Genomic DNA, 17790 nt, shown 5'->3' on the forward strand with positions numbered 1-17790 from the left:
CGGGGAACGTCAGTCCGGGTTCTCGGCGCGGTACGCCGCCCAGGCCTCGGCCCGCTCACGCTCGATCTTGCGCCCGAGGAAGTCGGCCATGCCCCAGAGCAGGGCGAAGATGCCGCCGAGGAAGAACATCATCGGGACGAGGAAGCCGATCGCGACCGCGCCGACCTGGAGCACCCAGCCGACGGCGTAGGCCCAGGGGGCGCGGAGCATGCCGGCGAGCAGCAGGCAGGCGACCGCCAGGCCGACGCCGATGAGCACGGCCTGCCCGACCGGCACGTCGGCGATGGTGATGAGCACCGGCGTCGTCAGGGCGACGGTGATGGCCTCGAGGCAGAGCACGGCCGCGCACATGCCGCGCCGCGGCGAGCGCTCGGTGTTGTGCGGCGCCGGGCCCTGCGGGGCGGCGGTGGTGTCGCTCACGACTGCCCCCGACGCAGCAGCATGGCGCGCGCCTCCCCCACCGTGACGACCGAGCCCGTGACGAGCACCGCCCCGGAGCCCAACGGGTCGCCGAAGGCCTCACCGGCCTCGGCCAGCGTGGCGGCCCGGTCGATGGCGTCGGCCAGGTCGCGGACCACGGTCACCCGGTCCTCGCCGTAGATCTCGATCGCGACGGCGGCGAGCGCGTCGGCGCTCATCGAGCGCTGGGTGGAGTTCTGCGTGCAGATGAGGTGCTCGAGGTGGGGCTCGAAGGCCTCCAGCACCCCGTTGGCGTCCTTGTCCCCCATCACGCCCATCACGCCGATGAGCGGCGAGAAGGTGAAGGAGTCCTCGATCGCCGCCGCGGTGGCCGCCGCCCCGTGGGGGTTGTGGGCGGCGTCGAGCACGATGGTGGGGCTGCGGCGGATGATCTCCAGCCGACCGGGCGAGGTCACCTGCGCGAAGGCCGCGCGCACGAGGTCGGCGTCCAGCGGCTCGTCACCGGCGAAGGCCTCGACCGCCGCCAGCGCGACGGCGGCGTTCTGCGCCTGGTGCGCGCCGTACAACGGCAGGAAGACGTCGTCGTACTGGCCGCGCAGGCCCTGCAGGGAGAGCATCTGCCCGCCGACGGCGGGGACCCGCGACACGACCCCGAACTCCATGCCCTCACGGGCCACGGTGGCACCGACCTCGGCCGCGCGCTCGATCAGCAGCGCGGCCACGTCGGCCTCCTGCTGGGCGAGGACGGCGATCGAGCCGGGCTTGATGATCCCGGCCTTCTCGTGCGCGATGGCGGTCGGCGAGTCGCCGAGGTACTGCGCGTGGTCCACCGAGATCGGCAGCACGACCGCGACGTCGGCGTCCACGACGTTGGTGGCGTCCCATGCCCCGCCCATCCCGACCTCGACGACGGCGACGTCGACCGGGGCGTCGGCGAACGCGGCGTACGCCATCCCCACGATCGTCTCGAAGAAGCTCAACGGGTGGGCCTGGTCGGCGTCGACGAGGTGGGTGTACGGCGCGACGTCGTTGAAGGCGCGCACGAAGGCCTCGTCGGTGAGCGGCTCCCCGTCGATGCTGATCCGCTCGCTCATCTTCTCCAGGTGGGGACTGGTGAAGCGGCCGGTGCGCAGGTCGAGCGCACGCACCAGCGTCTCGATCATCCGGCTGGTCGACGTCTTGCCGTTGGTGCCGGTCAGGTGGATGGTCCGGAAGGAGCGCTGCGGGTCGCCGAGGAGCTCGGTGAACGCCTCGATGCGGTCCAGGCTGGGCTCGAGCTTGGTCTCGGGCCAGCGGGACAGCAGGGCGTCCTCGACCTCGGCGTAGGTCTCGGCCGGGCGGGCGTCAGGCGATTGCTCGGACTTCGTGTGCTCACTCATCTCGCCACGAGTCTAGGGGTGGGGTCGGCCCGCGGCCTCAGCGCAGGACCACGTGCACCATGTCCACCACCGGCCGGTAGCCGAGGGCCGCGTAGATCTTGTTGGACGTGGGGTTGGCCTGGTCGGTGAAGAGGCAGGCCCGCGCGCCCCTCGCCAGCACGATCCGCGACACCCCCGCCACCCCTGCGCTGGCGTAGCCCCGGCCCCGTCGCTCGCGCGGCGTGTAGACCGGGCCCACCCGGGCGACCCCGAAGGCCGGCGCGTTGGCGCCGGTGAGGTGCACGACCTCTCCCCCGTCCTCCCAGAGCCAGATCCGCCCGGTGTCGATGCGACGCAGCAGGTCGTCGTCGCCGAAGGTCTCGATCGGTGCTCGGCCGGGCGCCCGGCCGGCCTGCTCGTCGGCGTCGACGTGGAAGGCGGTGAACCACGCGCGGCACACGGCCAGGTCGTCGCGGGTGGCCGCGCGCAGCGTGCCCGGCACCGGGGGCGGGTCGACCACGTCCCCCAGCTCGTGGAGGCGGGTGTGCTCCCAGACCTCGGGCGTCCGCCCGGACAGGCGACCGAGCTCGTCGGCGAAGACCTGCGTGGCCGGCAGCGCACCGTTGACCGCCGCCAGGTCCTCGCCCCGGTCGTGCACGGCACGGGCCAGCAGCCGGGCCGCCTCGTCCGGCATCGGGAGGAGGTACGCCGGCCGGTCGCCGTGCGGAGCGGTCCGCATGCCCACCCCCGCGACGCGGCCGCCGTCACGGGCCACGACGTACCAGTGGCGCGGGTCCTGGGCCACCCCGTCCGCGATCTCGGCGACGGCGCGGGAGGCCACGGTGGCGACGACGGTGGCCAGCACGGGGTTCGCGGCGAGGTGGTCCCCGGCCGCGTCGAGGAAGGTCGCGGGGTCGGCGAAGAACTCCAGGTCCATGGGGAGGACGCTAGTGAGCCGACCGCGCGGCCCGGAACTGGTTTTCGCAGGCAGGAGGCCCTTCCGTAGCATGCGCACCATGACTGAGAACCCCGAGACCCAGGCCCCGGAACCGACGACCGCCGAGCGGCGTGCCGTCGTCGTACCGGACCGGGCCGTCCTCGAGGGGATCGAGGCGAAGTGGGCCGAGCGGTGGAAGGCCGACGACACCTACCGCTTCGACCGCACCCGCACCCGTGCGGACGTCTTCTCCATCGACACCCCGCCGCCGACCGTCAGCGGCAGCCTGCACGTGGGCCACGTCTTCTCCTACACGCACACCGACCTCATCGCGCGCTACCAGCGCATGCAGGGCAAGAGCGTCTTCTACCCGATGGGCTGGGACGACAACGGCCTGCCCACCGAGCGCCGGGTGCAGAACTACTTCGGCGTCCGGTGCGACCCGTCACTGCCGTACGACGCCGACTTCACGCCCCCGGAGAAGCCGGACGCCAAGAAGCAGGTCCCGATCAGCCGACCCAACTTCGTCGAGCTGTGCGAGCAGCTCGTCGAGGAGGACGAGCAGGTCTTCGAGTCGCTGTGGCGCACCCTGGGCCTGTCGGTCGACTGGTCGGAGAACTACACGACCATCGGCGCCAAGTCCCAGACCGTCAGCCAGACCGCGTTCCTGCGCAACTATGCCCGCGGAGAGGCCTACCTCCAGGAGGCGCCGACCCTCTGGGACGTCACCTTCCAGACGGCGGTCGCGCAGGCCGAGCTGGAGGCGCGCGACTACCCGGGCGCCTACCACCGGGTGGCCTTCCACCGCCCCGGCGGTGAGCCGGTCCACATCGAGACCACCCGTCCCGAGCTCATCCCCAGCGTCGTCGCGCTCATCGCGCACCCCGACGACGAGCGGTACGCCGAGCTGTTCGGGACCACGGTCACCTCGCCGGTCTTCGGCGTGGAGGTCCCGGTGCTGGCCCACCCCGCTGCCGAGCCCGACAAGGGCGCCGGCATCGCGATGTGCTGCACCTTCGGTGACCTCACCGACGTCATGTGGTGGCGCGAGCTCGACCTGCCGGTCCGCACCCTGATCGGCCGGGACGGACGGATGCTGCGCGAGACGCCCGAGTGGCTCTCCGGCGACCGCGCCGCCGCGGCGTACGAGGAGCTCAAGGGCAAGACGACCTTCAGCGCCCGCGAGGCCGTGGTGGCCGCGCTGCGCGAGTCGGGCGACCTCGACGGGGAGCCGAAGGCGACCCAGCGGATGGCCAACTTCTACGAGAAGGGCGACAAGCCGCTCGAGATCGTCGCCACCCGCCAGTGGTACATCCGCAACGGTGGCCGCGACGCCGACACCCGCTCGGAGATGCTCGCGCGCGCCGACGAGGTCCGATGGATCCCCGCCCACATGAAGCACCGCTACGACAACTGGGTCGGCGGGCTCAACGGCGACTGGCTCATCAGCCGCCAGCGCTTCTTCGGCATCCCCTTCCCGGTCTGGTACCCCCTCGACGACGCCGGTGACCCCGACTACGACCACCCGCTCATGCCGTCCGAGGCCGAGCTGCCGGTCGACCCGTCGACGCAGGCCCCGCGCGGCTACGACGAGGCTCAGCGGGGGAAGCCCGGCGGCTTCGTCGGCGACCCCGACGTCATGGACACCTGGGCGACCTCGTCGCTCACCCCGCAGATCGCCGGCGGCTGGCTCACCGACGAGGACCTCTTCGAGCGCGTCTACCCCTACGACCTGGCCACCCAGGCCCACGACATCATCCGGACCTGGCTCTTCAGCCGGGTGGTGCGCGCCCACTTCGAGCAGCACTCGGCGCCCTGGCGCACGGCGATGATCTCGGGCTTCATCGTCGACCCCGACCGCAAGAAGATGTCCAAGTCCAAGGGCAACGTCGTGGTCCCGACCGAGATCCTCGAGAAGTACGGCGCGGACGCCGTGCGCTGGCGCGCGGCTCTCGGCCGTCCCGGCCTGGACTCGCCGTTCGACGAGTCCCAGATGAAGGTCGGTCGTCGGCTGGCCATGAAGGTCCTCAACGCCTCCAAGTTCGTGCTGGGCAACGTCGGCGCCACGTCGCTGGACCACTTCGCGGTCAGCGAGCCGATCGACTGCGCGCTGCTCGGGCGCCTGGAGGTCGTGGTCCGCAAGGCGACCGAGGCCTTCGAGGCCTACGACTACACCACCGCGCTCGAGGTCACCGAGAAGTTCTTCTGGGAGTTCTGCGACGACTACCTCGAGCTGGTCAAGGAGCGGGCGTACGACGAGGACGGCGGCGCGGCGACCGCCTCGGCGAAGGCCGCCCTCGCCGTCGCGCTGCACGTGCAGCTGCGCCTGCTGGCGCCCTTCCTGCCCTACGCGACCGAGGAGGTCTGGTCGTGGTGGCAGGAGGGCTCGATCCACCACACGTCGTGGCCGGTCGGCACCGACCTGGGTGCGGCCGCTGCGGCCGACCCCACGATGGTCGACGCCGTGGCCGCCGCCCTCATCGGGATCCGCGGCGCGAAGTCGCAGGCCAAGGTCTCGATGAAGGCCGAGCTCTCGCGCGTCGAGATCACCGGCCCGCCGGCGCTGGTGGCCGCCGCCGAGGGTGCCGCCGCCGACCTGCGCCGCACCGGGAAGATCACCGGTGACCTGGTCTTCACGCCCGACGAGTCGGCGCAGCAGATCTCCGTGGCCGCGGACGTGGCTGCCCCGCCCGAGTAACGAGGACGGCCTCTGCGGCCGGCCCGGTCAGTCCTCCTCGGAGGATCCCGGGTCGGTCATCGGCACGGCCGGCGTGGTCGTCGTCCCGGTGGTGGTCGACGGGTCGTGCCTGGTCGCCTTGGCCGCGGCCTTCGCCGCGTCCTTGGCCGCCTTCTCGGCGGCCCGGGCCTCCGCCGCGGCGGCGTGGTCTGTCGCCTTGGTGGCCTGACGAGCGGCGGTCTCGGCGTCGGCGGCGGCCTTCTCGGCGGCCCTGGCCGCGTCCCTGGCTGCCTTGTCGGCTGCCCGTTCGGCGGCCTTCTCGGCCTTGGTCGCGGCCCGATCGGCGGCGTCCTGGGCCTTGTCCGCGGCCTTCTCGGCGGCCGTGTCGGCCGCCTCCGTCGCAGAGGTCGTCACGGTGGTGGTCGCGGGGGTGGTCGTGGTGCTGGTCGGCTCCACGACGGTGGAGCCCTCCGTGTCGACCACGGTCTCGACCACGGTGGTGGCCGGGGTCGAGGTGTCGGTGGTCGTCGGGGCCGCGACCAGCTCGCGGTCGGCGCCACCGGCGGCTGCGGGCGCCCGGACGGCGCGGTCCGTCGAGCTCGCTGGCTCCCGGGAGGTGACGGTCGGTGACACGGGCTCCCGCCCGGTGGCGCCGGACGCCGGCGTGGACTCGACGCGTCGCTCCGGAGCGACGGGCGCGGGGGCCTGGGCGGACACCCGATCGGGCGTGCGCGCGAAGAGTCCCACGAGCGCGTCACTGCGGATCGCATGACCCAGCATGACGGCGCACAGGACCGACACCATCACGAACGCGAACAGCGGACGCTTGTGCTCTGCACTCACCCGAGGAACCCCCTTGGACCTTCGGGTTCCATTCTCGCCCGACTCTCGGGTGGATCCGAACATCCGTGGTCCAAATGGCCCGAAAGGACTAGTCCGCCCCTCACCCGAAAGGAGGACGCGAACGATCGGGTTGGATCAGTTCACCCGACCGGTACCGGATCGCTGGTCTGAGCGTCGTCGGTGGGTGCGAGTGCCTCCGGCCCGGCCGGTGGCTGGGCCGCGTCCGTCGCGGACCGGGTGCCGTCGTCTCCCGACACGGGGTCCCCGACGGACGGGGTGGTCGGGTCGGTGGCGGGATCGGTCGACGGCTCGGTGCTCGGTCCGGGCGCCGGGTCCGGCGCGGGCGCCGGTGCGGGCTCGGGCGTGGGGGCGGGCGGCGGCGTGGACGGCGCGACGTACTGCCGGTCCGCCGGGTCCTCCGGGGCAGGCGTCTCCTCGGCCGGGGGCGTCGCGTCGGTGCCCCGAGCGACCTCCGCGGCGTGCTCGACTGCCGCGGCCGCCTCCTGCTGGGCGACGGTCGCCTCGGCGAGGGCCTTGTCGGCGAGCTTCCGGGCCCGTACGGCGTCGACCAGGGCGGCTGCTGCGACCAGCTCACCGGCCGGATCGGTCGCGACGGCCGCGGCCTGAGCCGCGACCAGCTGTGCCTGGTCCGCGAGCTCCTGCGCGACCTGGGCCTCGCCGGTCTCCCTGGCAGCGCGGGCCACGGCGCGCTCCGCCAGGAAGGCGGCCCCCTCCACAGTCTCGGTCTCGGGATCGCTCGAGGCGGTCCCGCCGGCCTCGGGCATGGTGGGGGCGGTCCCCGTGGCGACCTCGCCGGTCGCTCGACCGGTGGCGTCCTCGGGTGCGTCGGTGGGCGGAGCCGCGGGGGTGGCGGCGCCCGGCCCGTCGCCCGTCTCAGGGTCCGTGACCTGGGCGTCATCCGCGGTCGCCAGCGCGTCCGGTACGGCGGGCGGCTGCGTGCCGTCCGCGGCGGACCGGGTGCCGTCGTCACCGGACACGGGCTCCCCGACGGGCGGAGCAGTCGGGTCAGTGGCGGGTTCGGACGACGGCTCGGTGGTCGGCCCGGGAGCGGGGTCGGGTGTCGGCTCGGGCGTGGGCGTCGGCGCGGCCGGCGGGGTCGACGGCTCGGTGGTCGGTCCGGGCGCCGGCTCGGGCGTGGGCGCCGGTGCGGGCTCGGGCGTGGGGGTGGCCGGCGGGGTGGACGGCGCGACGTACTGCCGGTCCGCCGGGTCCTCCGCCGCGGGCGTCTCCTCGGCCGGGGGCGTCGCGTCGGTGCCCCGAGCGACCTCCGCGGCGTGCTCGACTGCCGCGGCCGCCTCCTGCTGGGCGACGGTCGCCTCGGCGAGGGCCTTGTCGGCGAGCTTCCGGGCCCGTACGGCGTCGACCAGGGCGGCTGCTGCGACCAGCTCACCGGCCGGATCGGTCGCGACGGCCGCGGCCTGAGCCGCGACCAGCTGTGCCTGGTCCGCGAGCTCCTGCGCGACCTGGGCCTCGCCGGTCTCCTTGGCAGCGCGGGCCACGGCGCGCTCCGCCAGGAAGGCGGCCTCCTCCACAGTCTCGGTCTCGGTCTCGGTCTCGGGATCGCTCGAGGCGGTCCCGCCGGCCTCGGGCATGGTGGGGGCGGTCCCCGTGGCGACCTCGCCGGTCGGTCGACCGGTGGCGTCCTCGGGTGCGTCGGTGGGCGGAGCCGTGGGGGTGACGGTGCCCGGCCCGTCGCCCGGCGTCGTCTCCGGGACGACGCCCTCGAGGGTCGGCTCGTCGGAACCCGTCGACCCATCCACGTCGGGCGGCGTCCAGATGGTCGGGTCGTCACTCTCGGGCGGCGCGGTCACGCCCTCCGCATCGATGATGCTGGGGGCGGTGCGTCCGCCCACGGCGCTGCCCGTGCCCTCCGGCGACGCGACAGTCTCACCGCCCGTGCCACCACGGACGGCCTGACCGAGAAGCACGCCACACAGGATCGCCACGACGACGAACGCGAACAGCGGCCCCTTGTGCTCAGCATGCACGGGAGACCCCTTCAGGTCGAACGTCTCCAGTGTGCGCGCTCCGCGCCGACAATCCACACGTCTTGGGGGGATCTGACCCGAAAGGACTAGACCTGCCCCACCCGATCGGGGGGTGGGGGTCAGGCGGACTTCTTCTTCTTGGCCTCGGTCTCGCGCGGGACCAGGGTCGGCGGCACGTCGTCGAGCACGGTGTCCCGGTCGACGATGACCCGGGCGACGTCCTCGCGGGACGGCACGTCGTACATGACGTGGAGGAGGACCTCCTCGATGATCGCGCGCAGACCACGGGCGCCCGTGCCGCGCTCCAGGGCCTTGTCGGCGATGGAGGCGATGGCGTCCTCGGTGAACTCGAGCTCGACGCCGTCGAGCTCGAAGAGCTTCTGGTACTGCTTGACGAGCGCGTTGCGCGGCTCGGTGAGGATCTGGACCAGGGCCTCGTTGTCGAGCTTGCTGACGCTGGCGATCAGCGGGAGCCGCCCGATGAACTCGGGGATCAGGCCGAACTTGGTGAGGTCCTCCGGACGCACCAGCGCCATCAGGTCCTCTGCGTCGCGCTCGGCCTGTCCACGCACGTCGGCGGTGAAGCCGAGGGACTTCTTGCCGACCCGCTGCTCCACGATCTGCTCGAGGCCGGCGAAGGCACCGCCGACGATGAACAGGATGTTGGTGGTGTCGATCTGGATGAACTCCTGGTGGGGGTGCTTGCGCCCGCCCTGCGGAGGCACCGAGGCGGTGGTGCCCTCCAGCATCTTGAGCAGCGCCTGCTGCACGCCCTCACCGGAGACGTCACGCGTGATCGAGGGGTTCTCCGCCTTGCGGGCCACCTTGTCGATCTCGTCGATGTAGATGATGCCGGTTTCGGCCTTCTTGACGTCGTAGTCGGCGGCCTGGATGAGCTTGAGGAGGATGTTCTCGACGTCCTCACCGACGTAGCCGGCCTCCGTCAACGCGGTCGCGTCGGCGATCGCGAAGGGGACGTTGAGCATCCGGGCCAGCGTCTGGGCCAGGTAGGTCTTGCCGCAGCCGGTCGGACCGATGACCAGGATGTTGGACTTGGAGACCTCGACGGCCTCGTCCTTGGTGTGCTTGCCACCGACGGGCTGGAGCCCGGCCTGCACCCGCTTGTAGTGGTTGTAGACCGCCACGGCCAGGGACTTCTTGGCGTGCTCCTGGCCGATCACGTAGGAGTTGAGGAACTCGAAGATCTCCCGCGGCTTGGGCAGCTCGTCGAGACTGACCTCGCTGCCCTCGGCGAGCTCCTCCTCGATGATCTCGTTGCAGAGCTCGATGCACTCATCGCAGATGTAGACGTTGGGTCCAGCGATGAGCTTCTTGACCTGCTTCTGGCTCTTGCCGCAGAAGTTGCACTTCAGCAGGTCGCCGCCGTCACCGATACGAGCCACGGGTTGTGTCCTCCGGTCCTGCCGGGTCGGGTCCCGGCGATTTCAAACTCCTCGACGGTACCCCGTGCCGGCCCCGCTCGGGGGCCGGACACGAAGCAACGTCCATGACTGCTGTGCTCAGCTGGTGAGCGCGGGGGTGCCCTTGCGGGACTCGATCACCTGGTCGATGAGGCCGTACTCCACGGCGCCCTCGGCGGTGAGGATCTTGTCACGCTCGATGTCGGAGCTCACCTGCTCGAGGCTCTTGCCGGTGTGCTCGGAGATCATCTTCTCGAGGAGCTCGCGCATCCGGAGGATCTCGTTGGCCTGGATCTCGATGTCGGAGGTCTGGCCGAACGTGCCCTCGGTGTAGGGCTGGTGGATCAGGATGCGGCTGTTGGGCAGGGCGAGGCGCTTGCCCTTGGTGCCGGCGGCCAGCAGGATCGCGGCGGCCGACGCGGCCTGGCCGAGGCAGACGGTCTGCACGTCGGGCTTGATGAACTTCATCGTGTCGTAGATGGCCGTCAGCGCGGTGAAGGAGCCGCCGGGGCTGTTGATGTAGATGCTGATGTCCTGGTCGGGGTTCATCGTCTCCAGGCACATCAGCTGGGCGATGACCGCGTTGGCCACGTCGTCGCTGATCGGCGTGCCGAGGTAGATGATGCGCTCCTCGAACAGCTTGGCGTAGGGGTCGATGCGCCGGAACCCGTAGGACGTGCGCTCTTCCCACTGCGGGATGTAGTAGTTCATGGGGGTCAGTCCTTCTGCCGCGCGGGGCGGCCCTCGTCTGCGGCCTCGCGGGCGTTGGTCACGACCTTGTCGACCAGGCCGTACTCGACCGCCTGGTCGGCGGTGAACCAACGGTCGCGGTCGGCGTCGGCGATGACCTGCTCGACCGGTTGGCCGGTGTGCTCGGAGATGAGGTCGAGCAGCACCTTCTTGATGTGCAGCGACTGCTGGGCCTGGATCTTGATGTCCGAGGCCGAGCCGCCCATCCCGGAGGACGGCTGGTGCATCATGATGCGCGCGTGCGGCAGGGCGTAGCGCTTGCCCTTGGTGCCGGCGCACAGGAGGAACTGCCCCATCGAGGCGGCCAGGCCCATGCCGACCGTGGCCACGTCGTTGGGGATGTAGTTCATCGTGTCGTAGATCGCCATGCCGGCGTCCACGGAGCCGCCGGGGCTGTTGATGTGCAGGAAGATGTCGGCGTCGGGGTCCTCGGCCGAGAGCAGCAGCAGCTGGGCGCAGATCGCGTTGGCGTTCTGGTCGCGCACCTCGGAACCGAGGAAGACGATCCGCTCGCGGAGCAGCCGCTGGTAGATGTGGTCGTCGAGTCCGTACATCGACCCGGCGCCGTTCATCTCGGGCGAGAGAGCTGGGCTGGAGTTCTGGTTCACGTCAGCGACACTAGCCCGAAGCACGGACACTTCCACGCGATAACCACCCCTGTTCGCCCACAGCGGATTCGGCCGCGGCGACGAGGAGGTCCGCTCAGGCGAGCCAGTCGCGCAGTGCCTCGTGCACACGAGGATGGTTGAGCAGGTCGAAGTGGCCGGCACCGCCGACGTGCAGCACGTCGGCCCCCGGGAACAGCTCGACCGAGCCTCCCCTCCCGAACGCCGACGGCACGCGGACCAGGCAGTCCCCCAGCACGGCGCCCACGGGGTGGCGCGGTGAACGCGTGAGGGTGGCCGCGACGAGGCGGTAGCGCGCGTGCGGGAGCGGCGGCACGTCCTGGGTGAGGCCGTGCACCAGGTCGTGGACGCCGACCGAGCGCCAGTCGAGGATCCGGCCGAACGCCGCGGACTCGGGCACCAGCCCCAACGCCCGGCTTCCGGCGCCCACACCGCTGGCGACCGGCGACCCGAGGTGGGGGGTGCCGAGGGTGACGACGTCGGTGACCCGGTCGACCCAGCGGTCGTCGCACTCGTCCACCACGGCGGCGGCGGCACGCAGGACCAGTCCACCCATCGAGTGGCCCACCAGCGCGATCCTCTCCACGGGCACCGGCCACGCGCGGGTCAGCTGCTGGAGCACCGCGGTGAGCGCGGCGCCGTTGGCGCGCAGGGTCAGCCCGGTGTTGGCGCGCAGCAGGACCGGCGTCCAGCCGCGGGCGGCCAGCGCCTCGGCGTACGTCGTCCCATGGACCTCGCGTCCCCGCTGCCAGTTGGACTCGTCCTCGCAGAGCCCGTGCAGGAGGACGACGAGCCGTCCGGTGGCGTCGGGGTACGCCGCGCGCACGCCGTCGTCGGTCAGCTCGACGTCGCGCCCGTCGACGCGCACCGCCATCGGGATCGCCCACCGGGGGCGCTCCTCGGCCAACCGGTCCCCGATCAGGCCGTTGACGGCGGCCCGGAGGAAACGACCGCGACGGTGGTCGTCGAGCCGGCCCCCGGGCCGCTCGTCGAGGCCCGCCGAGGCCGCCGCGTCCAGGCCCCGACCGACGGCGCGCAGGCCGGCGCCGAGTCCGGCGTACACGCCCGACGCCACGGCACGGTGGGCCCGTCCGGGCACCGCCGTCGACGCCCCGAGGGGCCGGTCGAGCAGCCCGTGGACGCGGTCGACGACGGCCAGGTGGGTGTCCCGGACGGTCTTGACCGCCAGGTCGTCGACCACCTCGGCGGCCAGTGACAGTGCATCGAGCAGGCCGGGTCCGGTGGCGGTGCTGGGGGCGGTCACGCGCCCACCCTAGCGATTCAGTGGACGCCTGTGCACTCACAGCGCCGGGGCGGGTCGCCGCGGGAAGCACGACGGGGCGCCCGGATCTCTCCGGACGCCCCGTCGGGGTGCTGCTGCGTTGCTGCGGGCCGGTCAGGCCGGGGTCGACTCCTCGGAGTCCTCGGAGGTCTCAGCGGCCTCGGGGACGTCCGTGGCCTCGTCGACCTCGGGCGCGGGCTCACCGATCGTGCCGTCGGGCTGCAGGTTCTTGAGCTCGACCACCTTGCCCGACGCGTCCTTGACGGTCGCCGTCTCGACGATCGCGGCCAGCGCCTTGCCGCGCAGGATCTCCTGCACGAGCTCGGGGATGTGGTTGTGCTCGAACATGTGGTTGGCGAACTCCTGCGGGTCCTGCCCGGACTGCTGGGCCCGGCGCACGAGGTGCGAGGAGAGGTCCTGCTGGTCGACCCCGAGCTCCTCCTTCTTCGCGACCGCGTCCAGGATGAACTGGGCGGCGATGGCGTCGCGCACGCGGCGGTCGAGGTCGGCCTCGAACTCCTCGGCGGTCTGGCCCTCGTCCTCGAGGTACTTCTCCATGGTGAGACCGGCGTAGACGAGCTGCTGCTCGACGTTCTCGCGGCGCGCGTTGAGCTCGTCGGTGACCATGGTCTCGGGAAGCGGGATCGAGACCTTCTCGAGCAGGGCCTCGAGGACGGCGTCGCGCGCGGCGGCGGCCTGCTCGAGGCGCTTGCCGCGGCCGAGGCGCTCGCGCACGTCGGCGGTGAGCTCGTCGGCGGTGTCGAACTCGGAGGCCATCTGGGCGAACTCGTCGTCGACCTCGGGAAGCTGCTGCTCCTGCACGCCGGTGACCTTGACGGTGACGTCGACGTCCTCGCCGACCAGGTCACCGCCCACCAGCTGGGAGGAAAAGGTCTTCTCCTCGTCGGCCTTCATGCCGAGCAGGGCCTCGTCGAGGCCGTCGAGCATGCCGCCGCGGCCGACCTTGTAGGACATGCCGGAGACCTCGCCGCCCTCGACCGCCTCGCCCTCCTTGGCGGCGGTCAGGTCGATGGTCACGAAGTCGCCGTCGGCGGCCTCGCGCTCGACCTCGGTGAGGGTGCCGAAGCGCTCACGCAGCGCCTGGACCTGCTCCTCGACGTCGGCGTCGCTGACCTCGACGTCCTCGACCTCGGCCTCGAGACCCTCGTAGGAGGGGAGCTCGAACTGCGGCTTGACGTCGACCTCGGCGGTGAACTCCAGGCCGTCGTTGTCCTCGAACTTGGTGACCTCGATCTCGGGCTGCGCCAGCGGCTCGAGCTCGTTCTCCTGGAGCGCCTCCATGTACTTCGCGGGGACGACCTCGTTGATGGCCTCGTCGAGGACGACGCCACGGCCGACCTGGCGGTCGATGACCGCCGGCGGCACCTTGCCGCGGCGGAAGCCGGGCACGTTGATCTGCTGAGCGATCTTCTTGTACGCCGCGTCGAGGCTCGGCTTGAGCTCCTCGAAGGGCACCTCGACAGTCAGCTTGGCCCGGGTCGGGGTCAAGTTCTCGACGGCGCTCTTCACAGGTTGTCTCCTCAATGTCTTCGTTGTCCCGAGCGGTGCGCGGGAACCGGTGTGGTCGTCGGGGCGACGGGCGCCGTGCGCCTGTCGTGCTCCCGGCATCAGGGAAGCCTACTGGCCACGCGACACGCCGCCGAAATCCGCCGAGGGCCCCGTGACACGGACGTGACGGGAGGGGCCGGTGTGCCGGTGGAACCGTCGGGGCGACAGGACTCGAACCTGCGGTCTCCTGCTCCCAAAGCAGGCGCGCTAGCCACTACGCTACGCCCCGCCAAGTGGGCCTGCTCCGGGCGGAGAAAGCCTGCTTGGAGCGGATGACGGGAATCGAACCCGCGTGATCAGTTTGGAAGACTGAGGCTCTACCATTGAGCTACATCCGCGTGCCCCCGACGGAGGTGGCGAGACCGCCGCCGAGTGCGGTGTCATGGTGCCACACGCGATGACTCCCGCCACAACCGAGCCACGGATCAACGGCTCGCCGGAGGTGCCGCTCAGCGGCGGTGGACCAGCAGGAGCGCCCGGTCGTCGTTGCGCGAGCCGAGGGCCTCGATGAGACGCGTCGCCCCGCCCTCGAAGTCGCCGCGCAGCAGCCGCTCGGCCTGGCCGAGCATCTTGTCGACGCCGAGCATGATGTCGCGGTCGGACGTCTCCACCATGCCGTCGGTGTAGAGGAGGAGGACGTCGCCGTGCTTCAGGACGCCCTCGACCCCGTCGTACGTCGTCCCCTCGATGAGGCCGAGGAGCGGCCCCTCGGCCTCGAGCACCGACCAGCGTCCGGACCCGGCGTTGCGCAGGGCGGCGGGCGGGTGACCGGCCGACCGGACGGCGTAGTGCCCGGTGTCGAGGTCGAGCGAGAGGTGGACGGCCGAGGCGAAGCCCTCGTCCCACTCCTGGTCGAGGAGGAAGTCGTTGGCCGCGACGAGGAAGTCCTCCGGCGGGAGCGCCCGCAACAGGCCACCGAGGGCACCGGAGAGCAGGAGGGCACGGGTGCCGGCCCCCTCCCCCTTGCCGGAGACGTCGACCACGACGACGTCGAGGCGGTCGTCGTGGCGGGCCGCGACCACGAAGTCGCCGGCGAAGGCCGTGCCGCCGGCCGAGCGCAGCTCGCTGCCCACGTGCCAGCCGTCCGGCAGCGCCGGGATGCGGCCCTGCTTGAGGATGCGGTCGCGCAGGTCGACCAGCATCGACTCGCCGCGCAGTCCGGCCACGCCCAGGCGGGACCGGCGGAAGCTGGACAACAGGATGATGAAGCCGATCGTGAAGACCACCAGCACCGTCACGGCGATGCGAGGCTCGATGCCGGGCTGCTGGGGCACGAGGACGGCCAGCAGGAGCAGCACGAACACCACGAACCACGGCAGCTGGCGCGGGCCGAGCACGAGGCTGCCGACCACCATCGGCAGGATCAGGCTGGCGATGGGCGACCAGTCGGGCACCTTCCAGATGGCCAGCCCGAGCGCGAGGGTGAGGACCACCAGCACCACCAGCGTGCGCGTCTCCGAGGGCAGCACGCGATGCAGCCAGTCCTCGAAGCGGCGACCGAGGCTCGGTCCACCGGAACGGGGTGTGCTCATGTGCTCGGTCCTCGCGCGGGGGGTGAGGAGGACTGTACGGCCCGGGAGCGGAACCGGGGCTGACATCGCGCACACCAGAACACATTGCGTCCGGCCAGCACCTCGGTGCGCACGGTGGAGCCACACACCAGGCAGGGCTGGGAGGTGCGCCGGTAGACGTAGACCTCGCCGCCGTGGTCGTCGACGCGGGGCTCGCGGCCCATGGCCTCCGGCGTGTGCTCGGGACGCACGGTGTCGATCCGGTTGGCGACGACGCCCTCCCCCATCAGGACGACCAGGTCGTCCCAGATCGCCCGCCACTGGCCGACCCGCAGGGTCGCGCCGGGCCGCAGCGGGTGGAGCCCGTGCCGGAACAGCACCTCGGCCCGGTATACGTTGCCCACCCCCGCCAGGACGGCCTGGTCCATCAGCAGGTCGCCGATCGGCCGCTGGCTGGCCTTGATGCGGCGCCAGGCACGCTGGGGGTCGGCGTCGACGCGCAGCGGGTCGGGTCCGAGCCGGGCGAGGATCTCGTCGCGCCTGGCCGGCCCGACGAGCTCGCACTGCGTGGCGCCGCGGAGGTCAGCGTACGCCGCCGTGCCCGAGCCGGGGACGCCGTCGCCGGGAGCGACGATGCGGAGCCGGACCTGGCCGACCGGTGGCGGCACCTCGTCGACGCCGGCGTGCACGTCGAAGGTGCCGATCAGCCCGAGGTGCACGTGGACGAGGTGGTCGTGCTCGAGCTCGACGAAGAGGTGCTTGCCCGCTGAGTCGGCGCCCACGAGCACGCTGCCGTCGACGACGGCGGCGTCCGCGGCGAAGCGGCCCTGAGGGCTGCCGACGCGCACGCGACGGCCCGCGAAGGCGGTGTCGAGGTCGGTGGCGAGCCGCCGGAGGGTGTGCCCCTCAGGCACCCGCGGAGCCCTGGAGAGCCGAGGCGGGCAGCGGCGGCAGCTCACCGCTGGCGTCGTACGTCGAGAGCTGGCCGATCCGGCGGACGTGGCGCTCGTCCTCGGTGAACGGCGTGGAGAGGAAGACCTCCACGAAGCGCACCATGTCCTCCACGGAGTGCATGCGACCGCCGACCGAGACGACGTTGGCATCGTTGTGCTCGCGGGCCAGGACCGCGGTCTCCTCGGACCACACCAGGGCGCACCGGATGCCCTCGACCTTGTTGGCGGCCATCTGCTCGCCGTTGCCCGACCCGCCGATCACCACGCCGAAGCTGTCGAGCCCCTCGGCCCGGTCGCCCGCGACACCCTCGGCCGCCCGCAGGCAGAAGCACGGGTAGTCGTCGAGGGCGTCGTAGACGAAGGGGCCGTGGTCGACGGGCTCGTAGCCGTGGTCGACGAGCCAGGTCATCAGGTGGTCCTTGAGCTCGAGGCCGGCGTGGTCGGAGCCGAGGTGTACGCGCATGGCCAGATCATCTCAAGCCCCCTCGCCACAAGCGGCTGCGGGGCTTCGCACGCCGGTTCCGCCTCGACTACGTCGAGTCGAAACCGGCGTGCTCGAGGTGCTGGTCGAGGAACCCTGAGACCTGCCTCACGAGCGGTTCGGACGCGGTGAAGGTGTCGTGCCGGTAGAAGCCGTGAGTCTGCCCGAGGCACCGGATACCGACGGTCTCGACACCCTCCTCGGCGAGCCTGCGGGCCAGCTCCTCGCCCTCGTCCCGGAGCGGGTCGTGCTCGGCGGTGGCGACGAGGGTCGGCGGCAGCGTCGCGAGGCGCTCGGAGCGCAGCGGGGCGACGTCGGGGTCGTCCCAGGCCGACTCGTCGGCGTACTGCTCCCAGTACCACCGCGCCTCGGCGGGGTCGAAGCCGCTGGCCTCGCCCTCGTCGTACGACGGGTGGCCGGCGCGCGGTTCGAGGAACGGGTAGACCAGGGCCGTGGCCGCGAAGAGGCCGGGGTGCCGGAGCGCGGCGACCAGCGCGAGGTTGGCGCCGGCGGAGTCGCCGTGGACGGCCCAGCGACCCGGCAGGTCCTGCCGGCCCAGCCACCCCAGGACCGCGTCGACGTCGTCGGGCGCGGCGGGAAAGCGGTGCTCAGGGGGTCGCCGGTAGTCGACGCTCAGCACCCGGCGGCCGCACCGGTTGGCGAGCCGGCGACTGAAGCCGTCGTGGACGTCCACGTCGTTGAACACGAACCCGCCACCGTGCAGGTGCACCACCACGCCGTCCCGCGCCCCGGTCGGTACGTAGAGCCGGCACGGCACGCCGTCGGCGTCCACGTCCTCGACCGCGCCGACCTCCTCGCGGGGCAGCTCGAGGCTGGCCAGCCGCACCGCCTCGCGGTGGGCGGCCAGGTCGAAGCCGGGAGCTCGGAAGTCGGGACCGGTGTCGGCCGCCACGGCCGCGCGCACGTCGGGATACATGCCGACCAGTCTGCCG

Annotated in this window: 15 protein-coding genes and 2 tRNA genes; 1 reads left to right on the top strand and 16 read right to left on the bottom strand. The window is 72.1% G+C overall.

Features of this window, described 5'->3' with window-relative positions; translation table 11 throughout:
- Positions 1-9: 9 nt before the first annotated feature.
- Genes DAE25_RS19915 through DAE25_RS19925 form a run of 3 tightly spaced genes read right to left on the bottom strand, consistent with a single transcriptional unit; the run spans position 10 to position 2715 of the window.
- On the bottom strand, positions 10-420 hold the full coding sequence (locus tag DAE25_RS19915; RefSeq protein WP_234411167.1) for a DUF4233 domain-containing protein: 411 nt from the start codon (positions 418-420) through the stop codon (positions 10-12).
- The gene (folC, locus tag DAE25_RS19920) at positions 417-1799 is read right to left on the bottom strand and encodes a bifunctional tetrahydrofolate synthase/dihydrofolate synthase (protein ID WP_107767872.1); all 1383 of its coding nucleotides are present in this window, start codon (positions 1797-1799) and stop codon (positions 417-419) included. Before folC ends, DAE25_RS19915 begins: the two co-directional genes overlap by 4 nt.
- Positions 1800-1836: 37 nt before the next feature.
- Positions 1837-2715 carry a GNAT family N-acetyltransferase gene (locus DAE25_RS19925; RefSeq protein ID WP_107767873.1) on the bottom strand — a complete coding sequence of 293 codons (879 nt, stop codon included), beginning with the start codon at positions 2713-2715 and terminating at the stop codon, positions 1837-1839.
- A 79-nt stretch (positions 2716-2794) separates the two neighbouring features.
- Between DAE25_RS19925 and valS the strand changes: the two genes are divergently transcribed.
- Entirely contained in the window at positions 2795-5413 is a 2619-nt protein-coding gene (valS, locus tag DAE25_RS19930) for a valine--tRNA ligase (RefSeq protein ID WP_107767939.1), read from the top strand.
- A 27-nt stretch (positions 5414-5440) separates the two neighbouring features.
- Here valS and DAE25_RS19935 read toward each other — a convergent pair whose 3' ends face one another.
- The 13 genes from DAE25_RS19935 to DAE25_RS19995 all read right to left on the bottom strand — a co-directional run bounded on the left by DAE25_RS19935 (position 5441) and on the right by DAE25_RS19995 (position 17774).
- Positions 5441-6235 carry a hypothetical protein gene (locus DAE25_RS19935; protein ID WP_107767874.1) on the bottom strand — a complete coding sequence of 265 codons (795 nt, stop codon included), beginning with the start codon at positions 6233-6235 and terminating at the stop codon, positions 5441-5443.
- A gap of 140 nt (positions 6236-6375) precedes the next feature.
- Complete coding sequence (locus DAE25_RS19940; RefSeq protein ID WP_107767875.1) at positions 6376-8244, bottom strand: hypothetical protein; 1869 nt, start codon at positions 8242-8244, stop codon at positions 6376-6378.
- Positions 8245-8363: 119 nt separating this feature from the next.
- Positions 8364-9647, bottom strand: coding sequence for an ATP-dependent Clp protease ATP-binding subunit ClpX (gene clpX, locus DAE25_RS19945; protein ID WP_056885754.1), 1284 nt, complete (start codon positions 9645-9647; stop codon positions 8364-8366).
- 117 nt (positions 9648-9764) lie between these two features.
- Entirely contained in the window at positions 9765-10376 is a 612-nt protein-coding gene (locus tag DAE25_RS19950) for an ATP-dependent Clp protease proteolytic subunit (protein ID WP_056885755.1), read from the bottom strand.
- A 5-nt stretch (positions 10377-10381) separates the two neighbouring features.
- Positions 10382-10969 (bottom strand): ATP-dependent Clp protease proteolytic subunit, encoded by a 588-nt coding sequence (locus DAE25_RS19955; protein ID WP_321163821.1) that lies wholly within the window; start codon positions 10967-10969, stop codon positions 10382-10384.
- Between the two features lie 148 nt (positions 10970-11117).
- On the bottom strand, positions 11118-12305 hold the full coding sequence (locus DAE25_RS19960) for a PGAP1-like alpha/beta domain-containing protein (RefSeq protein WP_107767876.1): 1188 nt from the start codon (positions 12303-12305) through the stop codon (positions 11118-11120).
- A gap of 132 nt (positions 12306-12437) precedes the next feature.
- Entirely contained in the window at positions 12438-13853 is a 1416-nt protein-coding gene (tig, locus tag DAE25_RS19965) for a trigger factor (RefSeq protein WP_107767877.1), read from the bottom strand.
- Between the two features lie 195 nt (positions 13854-14048).
- A tRNA-Pro gene (locus tag DAE25_RS19970) sits at positions 14049-14121 on the bottom strand.
- A gap of 35 nt (positions 14122-14156) precedes the next feature.
- Positions 14157-14230 (bottom strand) — tRNA-Gly (locus tag DAE25_RS19975).
- 111 nt (positions 14231-14341) lie between these two features.
- Complete coding sequence (locus DAE25_RS19980) at positions 14342-15424, bottom strand: PP2C family protein-serine/threonine phosphatase (protein WP_107767878.1); 1083 nt, start codon at positions 15422-15424, stop codon at positions 14342-14344.
- Complete coding sequence (locus DAE25_RS19985) at positions 15421-16317, bottom strand: Fpg/Nei family DNA glycosylase (protein ID WP_107767879.1); 897 nt, start codon at positions 16315-16317, stop codon at positions 15421-15423. The genes DAE25_RS19980 and DAE25_RS19985 overlap by 4 nt, the downstream gene beginning before the upstream one ends.
- The gene (locus tag DAE25_RS19990; protein ID WP_107767880.1) at positions 16310-16819 is read right to left on the bottom strand and encodes a ribose-5-phosphate isomerase; all 510 of its coding nucleotides are present in this window, start codon (positions 16817-16819) and stop codon (positions 16310-16312) included. The genes DAE25_RS19985 and DAE25_RS19990 overlap by 8 nt, the downstream gene beginning before the upstream one ends.
- Positions 16820-16886: 67 nt before the next feature.
- Positions 16887-17774, bottom strand: coding sequence for an alpha/beta hydrolase (locus tag DAE25_RS19995; protein WP_107767881.1), 888 nt, complete (start codon positions 17772-17774; stop codon positions 16887-16889).
- Positions 17775-17790 lie beyond the last annotated feature (16 nt).

Origin of the sequence: Nocardioides terrigena, from assembly GCF_003047265.1 — a bacterium.
GTDB lineage: Bacteria > Actinomycetota > Actinomycetes > Propionibacteriales > Nocardioidaceae > Nocardioides > Nocardioides terrigena.

Bases quoted from the DNA above. Each gene is read 5' to 3' on its own strand.
- DAE25_RS19990 (WP_107767880.1), bottom strand. From the start codon at position 16,819: ATGCGCGTACACCTCGGCTCCGACCACGCCGGCCTCGAGCTCAAGGAC.
- folC (WP_107767872.1), bottom strand. From the start codon at position 1,799: ATGAGTGAGCACACGAAGTCCGAGCAATCGCCTGACGCCCGCCCGGCC.
- DAE25_RS19950 (WP_056885755.1), bottom strand. From the start codon at position 10,376: ATGAACTACTACATCCCGCAGTGGGAAGAGCGCACGTCCTACGGGTTC.
- DAE25_RS19925 (WP_107767873.1), bottom strand. From the start codon at position 2,715: ATGGACCTGGAGTTCTTCGCCGACCCCGCGACCTTCCTCGACGCGGCC.
- valS (WP_107767939.1), top strand. From the start codon at position 2,795: ATGACTGAGAACCCCGAGACCCAGGCCCCGGAACCGACGACCGCCGAG.
- DAE25_RS19980 (WP_107767878.1), bottom strand. From the start codon at position 15,424: ATGAGCACACCCCGTTCCGGTGGACCGAGCCTCGGTCGCCGCTTCGAG.
- DAE25_RS19955 (WP_321163821.1), bottom strand. From the start codon at position 10,969: ATGTACGGACTCGACGACCACATCTACCAGCGGCTGCTCCGCGAGCGG.
- DAE25_RS19995 (WP_107767881.1), bottom strand. From the start codon at position 17,774: ATGTATCCCGACGTGCGCGCGGCCGTGGCGGCCGACACCGGTCCCGAC.